We start from the raw sequence: 15,249 nt of genomic DNA on the forward strand, positions 1-15,249 counted from the left end.
GCGGTGATGAAGCTCAAGTTTGACCCGTCGCTCGCATACCAGTCAGACGCGGTCGATGCCGTGGCGGACGTGTTCGCCGGCCAACCACTAGGCCAAACGACTTTCGAGGTCAGCTCAACGATGCCCAGCGGCGTGCTGTTCACAGCGCATGGCGTGGGCAATCACCTTGGGCTGGACGACGCTCAGTTCTTGGCCAACGTGCGCGGCATCCAGGAGCGCAACGGCATCGAACGCGTGGAAGCCCTTCAGGGGCGGGAATTCTCCGTCGAGATGGAGACTGGCACAGGAAAGACCTACGTCTACCTTCGATCGATTTTCGAGCTGAACAAACGATACGGCTTCAAGAAGTTTATTATTGTCGTGCCGAGCATTGCGATCCGCGAGGGCGTAGTAAAAAGCCTTGAGATCATGCGCGAGCACTTTCAGACCCTCTTCGACAACGCGCCGTTTGCGCCCTTTGTTTATGACTCGAAGCGTTTGGGTGATGTCCGCCAGTTCGCTGGCGGCAATGCCATCCAGATCATGATCATCAACATCCAGGCGTTCCTGAAGGACGTCGCCGGTGACGAGACGCCCATCGGCGAGATGGACGAAGAGGCGCTGAAGCGCCTCAACGTGATCTACCGCGACAACGACAAGATGGGCGGTCGGCCAATCGAGTTTATCCGTTCGACGAACCCCATCGTGATCATCGATGAGCCGCAGAGCGTGGACACAACGGCCAAATCGCGGCGCGCGATCTCGCAACTCAATCCGGCGGCGACGCTTCGCTACTCAGCCACCCACCGGAATCCCTACAACTTGCTCTACAGGCTGGGGCCGATCGAGGCCTACGACATGCGCCTTGTGAAACGGATCGAAGTTGCTTCGATCCGCGCGGATTCCGATTTCTCGGACGCCTACGTCAGGCTGCTCAAAACCGACAACAAAAACGGCATTAAGGCCCAGCTTGAGTTTCACCGCTTAACAGGCGGCACGCCTAAGCCGATCAAGGTGTGGGTCAAGCAAACCGACGACTTGTTCCGTCTGTCAGACGAACACTTCCCCTACCAGCAGGGTTTTGTGGTCCAGCACATTGACGCAACGCCGGGCAACGAGACCATTGAATTTAATCAGGGCCGGTTCCTCGAACTTGGCCAGGCCATCGGCGGCGTCGAAACCGATGTCATGAAGGCGATGGTTCGCAAGACCGTCGAGCAACACCTAAAGAAGGAGCGAGCCCTTCGAAACCAGGGGATAAAAGTTCTCTCGCTGTTCTTCCTCGACAAGGTTGCAAGCTACCGCACTTACAACGAGGACGGCTCGACCGCGCTCGGGCCCGTTGGTACATGGCTTGAGGAGGCCCTGACTGAATTCCTCGCCAAGCCCATTTACCAGGGCTTGGCGAACTTTCCCTTAAATCAGCTGCACAACGGCTACTTCTCCCAAGACAAGAAGGGCCACGCCAAGGACACCCGCGGGAACACTGCGGACGATGAAGACACCTACGCGCTCATTATGCGCGACAAGGAACGCCTCCTCGATCCCAGGGAGCCCTTGCGTTTCATCTTCAGTCACACCGCCCTTCGGGAAGGCTGGGACAACCCCAACGTCTTCCAGATTTGCACGTTGCGCGAAGTCGGGACCGAGCTTGAGCGCCGCCAACAGATCGGGCGCGGCCTCAGGTTGCCGGTGAATGAGAAAGGTGAGCGCGTCCACGACGAGCAGCTCAACCGACTGACCGTTATCGCAAGCGAGTCCTACAAGGACTTCGCCACCGCGCTACAGACCGAGTACGAGCGCGACTTCGACATCAAATTCGGCCGCATCGAACGCCAGGCGTTCGCCAAGCTGGTGCGAACTGCGGAGAACGGTGAGGAGGTCGCCATCGGGCAGGACGTCTCGGTCAACATCTGGAACGCCCTTCAGAACGCCGGCTACGTCAATGCGGCAGGCGATATTCAGCCGAAGTTCGAGCCGAACAACGTCCTCTTCCGGTTCGAGCTGCCAGAGGCGTTCGAGGATCTACGCGCGCCTATCCTCGACGAGATGCGGCGCTATGTGTTCGCTGACCGGATCGGCAACGCCGACGCCAAGCAAGACGTGCATTTCAACAAGCAAATTCACCTCCGCGAGGACTTCCGCGAGCTGTGGGCTCGCATCAGTCAGAAGACCCGCTACCGCGTCGAGTTTGAGACCGCCGACCTGATCGACCGCGCGGTCAACCGGCTAAAGGCGATGGAGCGGATCAACCCTCTAACGCTGACGGCTACGCGCGTAGACGTGGAGTTCACGCGGGCCGGCATTCTGGCCGACCGGCTGTTGGAGACCGACACCCAGCTTCTCCCGGGGGCAACCGTCCTGCCGGACATCATTGCATACCTTCAGAAGGAGACTGAGCTGACGCGGCACACGCTGGTCGCCATCCTCAAGGCGTCCAATCGCATCGGTGAGTTCCGGATCAACCCGCAACAGTTCATGGCCGCTGCCGCGCGTGAGATCAGCTACGCGATGCACGACCTGATGTTGGAAGGCATCCAGTATGAAAAGATCGCCGGCGAGTTCTGGGAAATGAAGCGGATCGAGGAGGACGCTGAGAAAGGCATCAGCCGCTATCTCAAAAACCTCTACGAGGTGAAGAACACCTCCAAAGTGCTATTCGATTCGATTGAATTCGAGTCCGAGGTCGAGCGCCAGTTCGCCCAGGACCTTGATTCGAACGAGAACGTGAAGCTGTTCGTGAAACTTCCCGGCTGGTTCAAGATCGAGACCCCAATAGGTGCGTACAATCCCGATTGGGCGTTCGTGACCGAGCGTGACGAGAGGCTCTATCTCGTCCGAGAGACCAAAAGCTCACTCGACAGCCAGGATCGTCGCGCCAAAGAGAACCAGAAAATACTGTGCGGGCGGCGTCATTTCGAAGCGCTGGGAACAGACTTCGACGTTGTTACGAACCTCGCGCAGGTGAAATTCTAGAGGGAACTCCACGTCCCTTTGACAATGAAAAGGATGTATGCCCCGTTTTTGCATGGATTCTTAATGACATTTCTTGCAAAATGACAACGGAAGCGTAGATTGAACCCATGAGCAAGTTCGACCAGTTCAAGGCGAAGCTCCGTCCCGGGCAGACCTACCGCCGGGCGGACCTGGTCCAATGGTCGACCGCGGTCGATCGTCACCTCAAGGAGGCGGTGCAGGCCGGCGTGCTGACCAAGCTGGCCGGCGGCCTCTACTACGCACCCAAACAGACGGTGTTCGGGAAGGTCCCGCCTGAGGACGACACATTGGTTTCGACCTTCCTGAAGGGCGGTCCGTTCCTGCTGGCCTCGCCCAATGCGTACAATGCGCTCGGGGTCGGCACGACCCAGCTGCACAACAAGACCGTGGTCTACAACCACAAGCGCCACGGCAAATTCGCGCTTGGCGGCCGCACCTACGATTTTCGGATGAAGCCGGCCTTCCCGAAGAAGCTCACGCCTGAGTTTCTGATGGTCGACCTGGTCAACAACCTCGATCAACTGGGCGAGAGCGCCGAAGACGTGCTCGAGCGCGTCAAGGCGCGCCTGGCCGCCAGTGACCGCGCGCGCGTAAAAAAGGCGGCCCAGTCCTACGGATCCGAGAGGGCCAAGAAGTTCTTCGCCCGCGCGCTGGCCGAGGTTGGAACCCAGGATGCCGCGTGATTTCCTCCACAACCATCGTCAGTTCGCCGATCTGATCCGGATCGTCGCCGACGCGCAGGGCGTCGCGCCGGCGCTGGTCGAGAAGGACTATTGGATCATGCAGAGCCTTTACGGCCTGCAGCAGCTGGGCCTGACCTTCGAGCTGAAAGGCGGCACATCGCTATCCAAGGGCTACGGGCTGATTAGTCGTTTCTCGGAAGACATCGACATCCGAATCGAGCCGCCGGCCGATCCGCCAGTGATGACCGGTCGCAACCACGACAAGCCGGCCCATGTACAAAGCCGCAAGGATTTCTACGATCGGCTAGCGCAGACCATCGTCATCGACGGCATCACCTCAGTCGAGCGCGACACAGCGTTTGACGACCCTCGCCAGTATCGCAGCGCCGGCATTCGCCTGACCTACGCCAGCATCAATGGCTCGGTCGAAGGCCTGAAAGACGGCGTGCTGCTGGAAGTCGGCTTCGACGATGTCGCGCCCAACGAAGCCCGCGATATCAGCTCGTGGGCCTATGACTTCGCCGCCAGCCAGGTCGAGATCATCGACAACCGCGCCCTGGGCGTCGCCTGCTACCACCCTGGCCATACGCTGGTCGAAAAGCTGCAGGCGATCTCGACGAAGTTTCGCCAGCAGCAGGAGAACGGCGCCTTCCCGCCCAACTTCATGCGCCACTACTACGACGTCTATTCCCTGCTCCAGGATCCCACCGTGCAGGGGTTTGTCGGCACCGAGGGTTACCTCGACCACAAGGCCAAGCGGTTCCCGAAGGCCGACAACGCGATCATCGCCGAGAACGAGGCCTTCGTGCTCAGCGACCCCGCGACCCGGGCCTCGCTGCAGAAGGCCTACGCCGCCTCAAGCGCGCTCTATTTCCGCGGTCAGCCGACCTTCGACGACATCTTGGCCGAAATCGCTAAGTGGGTGCCCAAACTGTAAGTCAGCGGCCCCCCGCCGCCTCAGGCCGGGACCATCGCTTCGCCGAGGACCAAGGATTTCAGCGATGCCATGGTCGCCAGACGGTCCGCCGCGACGTCGATACTAGCAATCGTCAGCCGTTCATCGGCGCCGGCGACATTGAGGCGGTGACGTGCGAGCGCGCCCTCCCCTTCAAGGTCCGGATGATGGGGATAGAGGAGCATTAGTCGTGCCGAGTCATAGAGCCGGGCATAGGCTATGAGCTGGTAGACATCAGCTTGGGAGACGCCACGCTTCGGGTCGCTGCCGGCGGCGGTCAAACGCTTCCACTTGGTGTCGATCACCAACGCGGTACGGCCGTTCCGCCGCACCATGCAGTCGGGCTTGGTGCGGAACAGCGGTCGCCCCAGCGTGCCGTCGGGCGCAATCTCATTGAGGCAATAGCGCAGGCCACCTTGCGAGACGACCTCGTAGCCCTCTGGGGCTAGGGCCTTGCGCAGCAGCGCCGCGACATAGGCCTCGAAGAGGTCGTTCATGGGAAACAGCAAGGTGACGCCGGCCAGGTCGCGCAGATCGTGGGCCCTATGGGTCGCCTGCCAGTCGCGGCGCAAAAACAACCGTGCCAGCGCCAGCAGCGAACGCCAGCGGCGGTTTGACCGGTCGATTGCGATCTTGTCCCAGGCCAGGTGATGCGGGTGGACGTCGGCGACGTCGGCCAAGGCGACGCAAAGCTCGGCGAGCCTGCGCACAGTTTCGGCGCGGCGTGCGTGTCTGACGAGGAACACCACGCACGCCTTCATCACCTGGAGCAGCGCCGTGTCCGGCGACAAGATGTCGAACTGGCAGGCGAGCCGGTCCGGCCGCACGGCCAACGTCGTGAACTGGCGAGTGACATCGAGCCGGCCGCGCAGGGTCGGCAGGTCTTCCTCACAACGAAGATACTGTCGCGGCAGCCCGCGTCGCACTTCATTGGTCAGCTGGTCGGCAAAGGCGCGGATCAGGATGTCCAGCAGGGTTTCATCCTGCCGCGCCATGGCGGCGTCTCGACCAAGATTGATCTCCAGGCCCAGGGCCACGTCCAACATCTGCACCAGGCGATGGCGCAGCCCGGCGCGGCCCTCCGAGGACCCGGCGTCGCCGAGCTGGTCGATCTTCGGCAGAATCTCCAGACTACAGCCTTCACCCGCGACGATGCCGACCACCTGTTGGCTCCTCAGCCAACGGTGATGATCGATCAGGATATTGGTCCCCTCAGCGCCGCCAAGCGGGTGCGACCGCGCCGCGGCCAGCAGCTGATCGGCCTGGCGGCGGGAGAAGCCGCCCTCCCCGACCGCGACCCGATCCCATTCCAGGACCGAGAGATGGGTCATTCGGCCGCCGCCGCTTCGGCCGCGCCGGCGGCCTCCTCATTGGCGGGAGCGCTCACGGCCGCGCGGCCGAGCAGCCGTTGGTAGGCGTCTGGCGCGAAGGACGGGCGCACCGACCAGCGCCAGCGATCCTCGCCGTCGAAGCCCGGCGGCGGCGGGATGCGATCGCAATTGAGGAAGGTGCCCTCCTTGGCCCCCTCCCGCTCGCCCAGCACCATCGCTAGCCGCGACCAGTCTTCGAAGAAATACTCCTGCAGCAGCGGAATGACGCGATCGCGCATGACCGCATCGACGTCGTGACGATCCTGGCAGGCCATGAAGAAGGCGTGGCCGACCTGGTGCTCGCGGTCGAATAGGTATTCGATCCGCTCGTTCATGGTCTTGAGCACAGCGACGAGGTCCACCCCCGCGCGCCGGGCGGCCGCCTTCAGCAGATCCGGCTCGGGCATGATCTCCTCGAAGGTGAACCGGCGGCGAAGCGCCGTGTCGAGAAGCGCGATCGAGCGGTCGGCCGTGTTCATGGTGCCGATCAGGTGGAGGTTCGCCGGCACGCCGAACATCTCCCCGGAATAGGGCAGCTTGACCCGGATTTCGTTTTCCATGCCGAGACGCTTGTCGGCCTCGAGCAGGGTGATCAGTTCGCCAAACACCTTGGAGATGTTGGCGCGATTGATCTCGTCGATCACCAGAACGAACGCTGGGGCCACGCCCGGCGCGCCGGTCTCGGCATCTCCTGGGCCGCCAATCAGGCGCGACACCGCTTCCATCCGGATTCGGCTCGCGTTGATTGGATAGAGGGTTCGCATCGTGAAGGCCCCCTCCACGATGCTGTCGAGCGGCAGCGGCTTTTCAAGCTTGAGGAGCCAATTGACCTGCCGACGATGATTGTACTCGCCGTCAGGGTTGGCCACGAAGGCGTAGTCGCCTGTGACCTCCCCGATCGCCCGGAAGGCGGTGTTGCCATAGGGGACGATGATGATGTCGCCCTTCTTCATCTCCGAGCGGAACGGGTGAAGCTGCGAGACATTGCTCGGCTGACTGTCTGGCGGGGCAACCTCGGCCCACTTGGCCCGGATCGCCCCGATGTCTTCATAGGCAGGATCGCTCCAGTCCACGTCTCCGCCCCAGCCCAAGACGACGTAGTTGCCCGCGATGGCCTCGTCGTAGATGTGATCCTGGGTCCCGATTGCGCCTAGCCCCATCTTCCAGAACCGCCGGCCGTCGAGGTCGAGGCCGCCAGCTTTGCGTGGTGCCGAGGCCGCCAGACGCGCCTGATCGGCCAACGCGGCCATCTCGCGGAATACGCCGTTGCGGGGTTCCAGCCGAAAGCCGGCTGATCCGCTGATCTCGGACGCCGCCGTCTCGGGACGCAGACCCTCTACGAAGTCCTCGTAGGAGAAGCTCTGGTGGAAAGTGACGAAGCCGATCCGCCCCTCCCGTTCGAGTTCGCCGTAACGCCGCATCAGATCGCTGCGCTCATCGGGCGTGTCGCCATCGCAGACGCGTACAGCCTCGAGCGCGGTTCGGTAGGTCTTACCCGTGCCCGGCGGCCCGTAGAAAATCAGGTTGGTGGGCTTGGTGGCCATCAAGGCCGCACCTCCTGTCGCCAGTGTCGAAGCTGCCCGAAGGCTGAAGTGGTAGGTTGTCGTCGTGCTTTGACCCGGGCCCTCGACACGCGGGGGCGGCACCTTGGCCAACTGCTGAAACTTGGTGCCGCCTAGGGCTTGGCAGACGTTAGCGTGCGCTTGATCCAGGCCGAGGGCGTCGTGCAGATCCCCGGCCCGGATCGAGACCTCGGCGTCGCCGCGCTGCCGGGCGGGTTCGATATAGAGCTTGAGGGCAGCGGCCCGGAAGTCGTCCGCATCGCTTCCGACCTCGGCCTGATCGTCATCAATCTCATCCGCGTCGGCGTCGTGTGCGTTCGGATCTTCTCCGTTGGCGAACTTGCCGTAGAGGCGCGTCACTGCCAGCAAATTGCGGAGCTGTCCGTCCGGGTTTTCAGCCTGAGGAACCAGACTGACCGGCGCCCCCCTGCTCTCGCGGGCGCCGATGTAGCCATTCAACCTAGTGAGCAACGCCGGCAATTCGCCGCGCGCGATCAGCTCGTCTATGTCGTTATCGGGATAATCCATGGCAGTCAGGGAGCGCTCAACTCGCTTCAATCGTCGCCGTCGGTTCTGAATGGCCTTACTGGTGAGCGGCTGACCGCGCCAACGGCGGGCTTCCAGCCAAGTCCGAAACTCATTGTCTTTCACGGACCCACCTCACCCAACAGCAGGTTGTAAACTAACAAGGCCCCGTCGCCCGGCAATACCGATGTTTCATCGTTCGCGCTCTGCGAGGTGGGAGCGGAATACTCAAAGCAAAATGAAGGCTGCAACGAGCCTGAACGCAGGCCAGGCGGGACGCGCCGTCGAGCGGGCCGGCGGCGTCTGAAGGCTACGGTAAGGGGCGGGCCCGTAGGAGCCGGGGCAACGTGTCGGGACCGAGCACGCACGCCGGCCGCTCTCCGCTTTCAGGGCGTTGACGGCCATAGCTTAAGCTTATCGGTATTTGTATGCTGGTTTCCTGCCCGCGGAACGGGACGGCGGACCTCGCTTCTGGTCTTGATCCGGCGCCGAGACGGTGCGGCTTTTGACGGCACCACGGCTCTCGCCCCGTAGACTGGATTGCCTGTCGGGCGCCGTTCCGGCCAGAAGCAACGTCCAATGATGCTTCTTTGCCGATCTTTCTTTCGGGACAAGTCACGGCGAACTTAGCGGTTTCGCTTCGCAGAGCCGTGCTTTTTGCCGATCTTTCTGCCGATATTTCTGCCACCTCGCTCAGAAGATCGTCTGCCCTCTCTACAGTTCTATCGCCCAGTCTTTTATCTGAGATTTGCTCATATTTTAGAGGTTTGCGGATCGATTTGTGGGATGGGCTCCCTTCCAAATAAGCCTAACACTCTGAATATATGATGGTTTAGTAGGAATTGGATGTCCACCCTCTCCGCCACTACCCTGTGAATTGCCTGAGCTTTTCGCCACCCCGCCCCACACACAAGCCCACTACGTCGATTGGGCGATTGCGGTTGCGCGCGGAGACTGGTGACCAGCGCCTGAGGGCCTGAATAATAGCGGTCGGGCTCTCGCGGAAACGCTTGGAGGCGCCAGCGCGATTTCCTTGACCGCAATGGCGCGCGGTAGAGATCCCTGGGTCAAGGCTGGCGGATCGGTTGGTTCCGGCCCGGGTGGGGGCCGGAACCTGGGGAAGGCCCACGCCACAAATGGTCTAGACCAAACCAAAGACGTTTCGACGCCCGCGCGGGGCGCGCAGGGAGCGTCCGCACGGGCCCGGCGAGGGTGAGACAAGGTCAACGCACGCGGATATCGACGCTGATCTTGAGGGCGTCATGTCGCCAGTGCTCGCGGTCGAACTCGACCACGCGGCCCTGGGCATTGTAGCAGGTGCGCTCCACGCTGAGCCCAGGCAGGCCCGACTTGACCCGCAGGGCTTCGGCCTCCCCGAGCGTCAGAGCGCAGGGCCGCATGTCGACCTTGTTGCGCGCGACGCCGATGCCATAGACCGATTTCAGAACGCTGGTCAGCGAGCCGTCGAGATCGTGCTCCACAAGACCCGGCGCCAGGGAGGCGTCGACGACGATGCTCTCGATCAGCACGGCCCGGTCATCGATCGAGCGCCGGCGGCGAATCCAGTACATCGGCGCGCCCACCGGGCGTGAAAAGATCTGGGCCAGCATGCCGTCGCAGGCGATCTCGACCTTGCTGAGCGTCTCGGTCGCCGGCCGCCGGCCCTGCGCCTCGACATAGGACATGAAGCCCTCCCAGCGGGTCGGATCGTAGACCACCGGCGGTGGGGAAACGTACCAGCCGCTGCGGTCCTTTCGATAAATCAGCCCCTCGGCCTCAAGCTGAAACAGGGCCTCGCGAACAGTGCCGCGCGCCACGCCGCCGCCGACCTGCAACTGGCGCTCCGACGGCAGCCGTTCGCCAGCCTTCAGTTCGCCACTGACGATCCGCACGGCGATGCCGTCGCGGACTCCAAGATAATGGAGGGTGTCGGACTGATGCATCGGAAAGACCTGTCAGCGGTCGAATCCCGCCAGCCCCAAGGATGGGAGCCCGCTCCGTCAAGGTCAAGAAACGGGATCAAACCCCTGACGGACATTCTCGCCCTGGTCGAGGTTTCACGAAAGCTTTGCCAAGATTAGGCCGATTTTGGTATATACCAATTTAGCCACTAGGAGGCGGAGCCATGACCACCCATCTTCGCGCGCGCGGCAGCGGCCACGGGGACAAACCAACCCCGAGCTCGGCGGGTGGCCCCTTGTCCGCCCAGCGCCTGGTCACCCTTCTGGAAACGGAGCGGACAAGCCGCGCCGACCCCGGCATCGGACGGTGGCTCCGGTAAGCGCGCTCGCTCCATTCCGATCCTGTCAACACCACGGATACATGATGACGACTCGTCCTACGGCCGATGCTTTCGTGGCCGAACTCGCCGATCTCTTCGCCCGACTGGGCGACCTGCGTTATGGGGAAGACGTCAGCCAGCTGGAGCACGCGCTGCAGACGGCGCATCATGCCAAGATCGATAACGCGCCGCCCGCGATGATCGTCGCCGCCCTGCTGCACGACATAGGCCACCTGATGCAGAAGGCCGGAGAGAACGCCGCCGACCTTGGCGTCGATACGCGCCACGAGCACATCAGCGCCGGCTATCTGGCGCGGGCGTTCAGCCCGGCGGTGACAGAGCCGATCCGCCTTCATGTGGCGGCCAAGCGCTACCGGGTGGCCGTGGATCCCGCCTATTTCAAGCGTCTCAGCAAGGCGTCCCTGCAAAGTCTGGCTCTGCAGGGCGGCCCGATGAGCAAGGCCGAGATCGAGGCGTTCCTGGCAGAGCCGGCAGCGCAAGCCGCCCTGCGACTGCGCGGCTATGACGAAGCGGGCAAAGCCCCGGACGCCGAGGTGGCCGGTTTCGAGACCTATCACGACCATCTTCGAGATCAGATCGACCGCCTGGACGAGGTTTCAGTCTGATCGCAAAGCCCCGCCCGGGCCGCGACAAGCTGCTTCTCGTGTGCTGCGGGCTGTGCCTGCGCGCAGCGGCCTAGGCCTCGTCTGCGACCAGATGCTGCAGCACGCGCTTCTCGAGCACCAGCAGCGCGCTGGCGTTGTTGGTGCGCATGACCAGACCAGCGGCCAGCGGCCTGACGGCCTCGTGCACGGCGCGAGCCAGGCGCAGGAAGTCTGACCGCCCCCGTCCTCCGGCGCCATGCAAGGCGCAGAGCTGGCGCCAGTCGGACACAAAGTCCTCCAGCAGCCTGCTGAACCGCGCTGCCCGGCCCCTGGCTTCGGCGGTGTCGGTGGCGAGCGCCAGTTCCGCGCGCAGATCGTCGACCAGCAGTTGCACTTCGGCGGCAGGCATCACCGGCGTGCGCTGGTCACCCTCGGTAAGCAACTGGGGCCGCATCCCGGGATCCCAGGCCACCGTCCGCCATTGGGCGCGCGGCGGCGCCTGTCCCCGGACGAATTGCCAGAACGCCGCTGTGCCGCTGGTATCCGCGACCAGGTGAATGCGCTCGGCGCCGGACCTGTTTTCGACATGGTGCGGGCGCCAGTTATCGAAGATCCAGGCTTCGCCGGCAGCCATGTGCACCGACTGCCCGTCGCAGTGAAAGGCGACCTCCGGCCGCGTGAAGACCGGAATGTGCAGCCGCACCCGCGTATGCCAGTGGTAGTTGATATCGGCGTGCTCGGGCACGCCTGCGCCCGGGGCCAGGCGCATGAGCCGCGAGCGGCTCCAGACCACGCCAAAGGCCGCCAGGGCCTGGGTTGTATAGGGCATGGTCTCAAGCCAGCGCGTTGGCAGCATCTGCCCATGGACCGAGTCCGTCTCAGCCCCGCCCGCGCTGATCAACCGCGCCGCACTGTTGCCGGGCAAGCGGTCCGGGTGCGACGTCCAGGCCTCGTCGGGCAAAGCCGCGACCTCAGCCTGCAAACGCCCGACATCGAAGAGCAAGGGGAGGTGGAAGAAGGGGCGTGAAAGCCGCATGGGTCAGGCCCTGTAGCCGGCGAGCGCGTCACGCAGCCCATCCCGCAAAGGCGCCAGCCAGTGTTCATACGGCCGCCATTGCGCGAGGCCGTCACGGCCGATGGGCTGGCGCACCTGCTCTGAGCTGGGCGTGCGCACGCTGCGCTGGGTCTCGTGGAAAGTCAGGCAGGCCGGCTCAAAGGGCAGCCTGCAACCCTCCAGCATGCGCTGCACGCTGTCTTCAAGACCCTCGACCACATCCTCGTACGCCACCTTCAGGACCCGCCCCGGCAGCACCTCGCCCCAGTGCCTCATGAGTTCGAGATAGGCGCGATAGTGACGGGCGAGATGGTCCATGCCGTAGGAGAATTCCTGATTGGTGGTCCCGAACAGCTGCTTGAAGTTGCTGAAGCCGCACGCCATGGGCTCGCGGCGCACATCGATGATCGTCGAGCGCGGCAGGATGAGATGGATCAGGCCGATGTGCCAGAAATTGTTGGGCATCTTGTCGATGAAGAAGGCCTTCCCCAGCCTGCGATAGGTGCGGGTTTCGGCCAGAAAGCGCTCGCCGAGCGCCCGGGCTTCCTGCGGGGTCAGGCGCAGCAGGGCCTCGGGATCCAGCGGCAAGCCGCAATCAGGATCGCGGCCGCAGATCTCGCCTGCATAGCGGTCGATTTCTGTCAGCTCCTGCGTGCCTTCCACCTGGGAATGGGAGGCCAGGATCTGCTCGATCAAGGTTGACCCCGACCGCGGCAAGCCCACGACAAAGATGGGCGCCGGATCGGCCAGACCCCAGTCAGCGCGCGCGGCAAAGACTTCGGCGGTGAAGACCTGTTTCAGGCGCAGGACGCAGGATTCCGCGACCTCGGGACGATATCGGCTGGAGACAGCGCGGATCGCATTGCCGCTCTCGTAGTACAGCCAGGAGGATGGGTAGTCCGCCCGGTCCTCCAGCGCCTTGCCCAGAGCGAAGCTGAGATAGACGCGGTCCATGGCCTGGACGCCAGGCCGGGAATGCGCCGCGCGCATGCGCGCGATGTCATCGTCGGTGAAGCGGTAGGTCTTGAGGTTGGCCAGGCTGAACCAGGCCACGCCGTAGTCTGGCCGCGCCGCCAGGGCGGCGCGATAGTCCGCAATGGCGTCCTGTTGCCGGCCCGTGACCTTCAGGGCGTTCGCCCGCCAAAGGCGCAGATCTGCGACTTCCGCCCCCAAGAGGGCTGGGCTGGCCAGCAGTCGCTCATAGAGATCGATCAGCGGCTCATGGTCGCCCAGGGCGATGCAGGCCGCGCCGTACTGCTTGAGATACTCGCGATTGTCAGGGTCGTGTTCGAGCAGGTGCTCAGCCTCCCGCCGCGCCTGCAGGGGCTTTTGCTGCTGCAAGAGCACCATGGCGTAGTCGAGGCGGGCCGCGTGAAAGTCCGGGGCGCGATCAAGCACCAACTTCAGCAACGCCTCGGCCTCGCCAAGCGCCCCGCGCGCCTTGCAGAGGCGCGCCAGCAGGCGAAGGGCGCCGACGTTCTCACCGTCCGTGTGCAGATAATCGCGAATGACCTCCTCGGCCGAGGACAGGTCGCCATCGGCGAACAGGCTGCTGGCCGCCACCACCGCCGGCGGGAGCTGTCTGAGCATCGCCAGATGCTGCGCGGCCGTGGCCGCCTGGGCCGTGTCGCCCACCATGCGGTAGAGCTGTTCCAGCATGTCCCAGCTCGCCGGCAGGGTCGGGTTGAGGCGCACGGCCTCCCGCAGCGCGTCGATGGCGGCCGGCGCATCGCGAAGCATGACCTGGCAGTGGCCACGCTCCTGATACAGCCGGCTGAATCCGGGATGCAGCTCCTGCAGCCGCGCAAGGCTGGCCAGGGCTTCCGCGATGCGCTGGCCCGACCGCAGATCCTTGGCCTCCTGTAAAAGGGCGTCGCGATCCCGAGACCCGGGGCTGGCGCTCACGGAGGGCGTCACCGCGCGGCGCCGGCCAGCAGAAACGGCTCCAGCCAGCTGGGTTCCGGCTGGTCGGCGTCGTAGTACTCGAAGATCAGATGGACGCGGTCGGTCTCGCCGTCGTTGCGCACCCAGTGCGGACCCAGATTGTTGACCTCCACCGCCTCGCCCGGTGGGAAAAGGTGTTCGGCGCCGCCGAAGAAGGACACCACCTGGGGATTGGTCGACAGCGGCACATGGATCTTGTGCGGCCACTTCGCGGCGGGGTTGGCGTCGATATGGGGGTGGATCACCCCGCCCGGCCGCATCCTTGCCAACATCACCCGCGGAAACACCCCGCGCGCATAGCCATAGTTGCGGACGGCCTGAGCCAGCACCGGCTCCAGCAATCCGCGCCATTCGGGCCAGGCCGCGCGATCGTGCGAGCTGCGCCAGTCACGGGGACTGTCGATAAACCGGAAAACGATGTGGGAGGTCGCGTCCAGCACCTCGAACCTGTTGGGCTTGCTGGCGTTCTCTGCGGCCCAGACGTCCTCGGGAATCGCCAGAACGGCCGCCTGCAGCGCGGCGATGTCGACCAGCCCGAGCTTGCGAACGCCGGTGGTCTTGCCCGGGTTGGCGGCAGGCGCAAAAGGGGTCGCGTTCATCGCATGTCTTCGAAGCTGTAGCCGAACAGGTCCAGATCCTGGGCGTAGCGGGCGGCGACGCCGTCGATCAGGTCCTGGTCGTAATAGTGACGATAGTCACCGTGACGGCTGCCGTTAACGCGGTCCAGAGGGCGGGAGGGAATGCCGATGCGTGCGCAGATCGCATCATACGACCCCTGCATATCCTCGACGTGGCCGATATGGTCGGCCATCAGGGTCTTGCCGTCCTCGCCCACCAGGAGCGAGGCCTGTGGCTGGAACAGGATGTGGTGTTCCGGCGGCTTCTCGAAAAGAAAGTGGCGCATGACCGCCTGCGGTTGCTGCTCAAAGACGTCGCCGCCCCGCAGCATGAAGGCGCAGTACGAGACGAAGCGATCGAACGGATTGCGCACGAAGGCGAACTTGAAATAGCCGCTGAAGGCCGCCTCGCCGAGATAGGGGCGCACCTGCTGCAGAGACAGGTGGCCATGCCGGATCGCCGCCAGATCCGCCCAAGGGAAGCGCTTGTCGACGAACAGCCCGACCTGCTCGAGGTCGCCTTCGCTCAGGTGCTCGCGCAGGGCCTGTCGCACGGCATGGGTCCCGGTCTTGGGCACGGCGGCGAAGATGAAGCGATGGCTGTGGGAAACAATCATGTTTCAGGGACACCCAGAAAAAGCGCCCCGCCTCTCAGGAAGGCGGGGCGCAAAGTCTAC

Annotated in this window: 11 protein-coding genes; 4 read left to right on the forward strand and 7 right to left on the reverse strand. The window is 63.8% G+C overall.

All coding sequences use genetic code 11. The features are described 5' to 3' along the window. The first annotated feature begins 6 nt into the window (after positions 1-6). The 3 genes from ACW176_RS02775 to ACW176_RS02785 all read left to right on the forward strand — a co-directional run bounded on the left by ACW176_RS02775 (position 7) and on the right by ACW176_RS02785 (position 4,596). The gene (locus ACW176_RS02775) at positions 7-2,955 is read left to right on the forward strand and encodes a restriction endonuclease (RefSeq protein ID WP_492110808.1); all 2,949 of its coding nucleotides are present in this window, start codon (positions 7-9) and stop codon (positions 2,953-2,955) included. Between the two features lie 107 nt (positions 2,956-3,062). Continuing rightward, entirely contained in the window at positions 3,063-3,659 is a 597-nt protein-coding gene (locus tag ACW176_RS02780) for a hypothetical protein (RefSeq protein ID WP_492110809.1), read from the forward strand. Continuing rightward, positions 3,649-4,596, forward strand: coding sequence for a nucleotidyl transferase AbiEii/AbiGii toxin family protein (locus ACW176_RS02785; protein ID WP_492110810.1), 948 nt, complete (start codon positions 3,649-3,651; stop codon positions 4,594-4,596). The genes ACW176_RS02780 and ACW176_RS02785 overlap by 11 nt, the downstream gene beginning before the upstream one ends. Positions 4,597-4,616: 20 nt before the next feature. Here ACW176_RS02785 and ACW176_RS02790 read toward each other — a convergent pair whose 3' ends face one another. The 3 genes from ACW176_RS02790 to ACW176_RS02800 form a co-directional block, all read right to left on the reverse strand. Then, positions 4,617-5,945: an McrC family protein gene (locus ACW176_RS02790; RefSeq protein ID WP_492110811.1), complete on the reverse strand. Its 1,329-nt coding sequence runs from the start codon at positions 5,943-5,945 to the stop codon at positions 4,617-4,619. Beyond that, on the reverse strand, positions 5,942-8,074 hold the full coding sequence (locus tag ACW176_RS02795; protein WP_492110812.1) for a DUF8426 domain-containing protein: 2,133 nt from the start codon (positions 8,072-8,074) through the stop codon (positions 5,942-5,944). Before ACW176_RS02795 ends, ACW176_RS02790 begins: the two co-directional genes overlap by 4 nt. Before the next feature lie 1,220 nt (positions 8,075-9,294). After that, entirely contained in the window at positions 9,295-10,014 is a 720-nt protein-coding gene (locus tag ACW176_RS02800) for a UTRA domain-containing protein (protein ID WP_419318835.1), read from the reverse strand. Between the two features lie 382 nt (positions 10,015-10,396). On the opposite strand from ACW176_RS02800, the gene ACW176_RS02805 reads away from it, so the two are divergent. Continuing rightward, a complete protein-coding gene (locus tag ACW176_RS02805) occupies positions 10,397-10,978 on the forward strand; it encodes an HD domain-containing protein (RefSeq protein WP_492110813.1) in 582 nt (193 codons plus the stop codon). A 70-nt stretch (positions 10,979-11,048) separates the two neighbouring features. On the opposite strand, the gene ACW176_RS02810 is transcribed toward ACW176_RS02805, so the two are convergent. The 4 genes from ACW176_RS02810 to ACW176_RS02825 all read right to left on the reverse strand — a co-directional run bounded on the left by ACW176_RS02810 (position 11,049) and on the right by ACW176_RS02825 (position 15,189). Beyond that, positions 11,049-11,786, reverse strand: a complete 738-nt coding sequence (locus tag ACW176_RS02810) for an aspartyl/asparaginyl beta-hydroxylase domain-containing protein (RefSeq protein WP_492056419.1) — start codon at positions 11,784-11,786, stop codon at positions 11,049-11,051. 210 nt (positions 11,787-11,996) lie between these two features. Next, entirely contained in the window at positions 11,997-13,916 is a 1,920-nt protein-coding gene (locus tag ACW176_RS02815) for a tetratricopeptide repeat-containing sulfotransferase family protein (RefSeq protein WP_492110814.1), read from the reverse strand. Between the two features lie 8 nt (positions 13,917-13,924). Beyond that, positions 13,925-14,554: an aspartyl/asparaginyl beta-hydroxylase domain-containing protein gene (locus ACW176_RS02820; RefSeq protein ID WP_492110815.1), complete on the reverse strand. Its 630-nt coding sequence runs from the start codon at positions 14,552-14,554 to the stop codon at positions 13,925-13,927. Then, a complete protein-coding gene (locus tag ACW176_RS02825) occupies positions 14,551-15,189 on the reverse strand; it encodes a sulfotransferase family 2 domain-containing protein (RefSeq protein WP_492110816.1) in 639 nt (212 codons plus the stop codon). The genes ACW176_RS02820 and ACW176_RS02825 overlap by 4 nt, the downstream gene beginning before the upstream one ends. Positions 15,190-15,249: the final 60 nt, after the last annotated feature.

This window comes from Caulobacter sp. FV1ye13L (assembly GCF_058681155.1).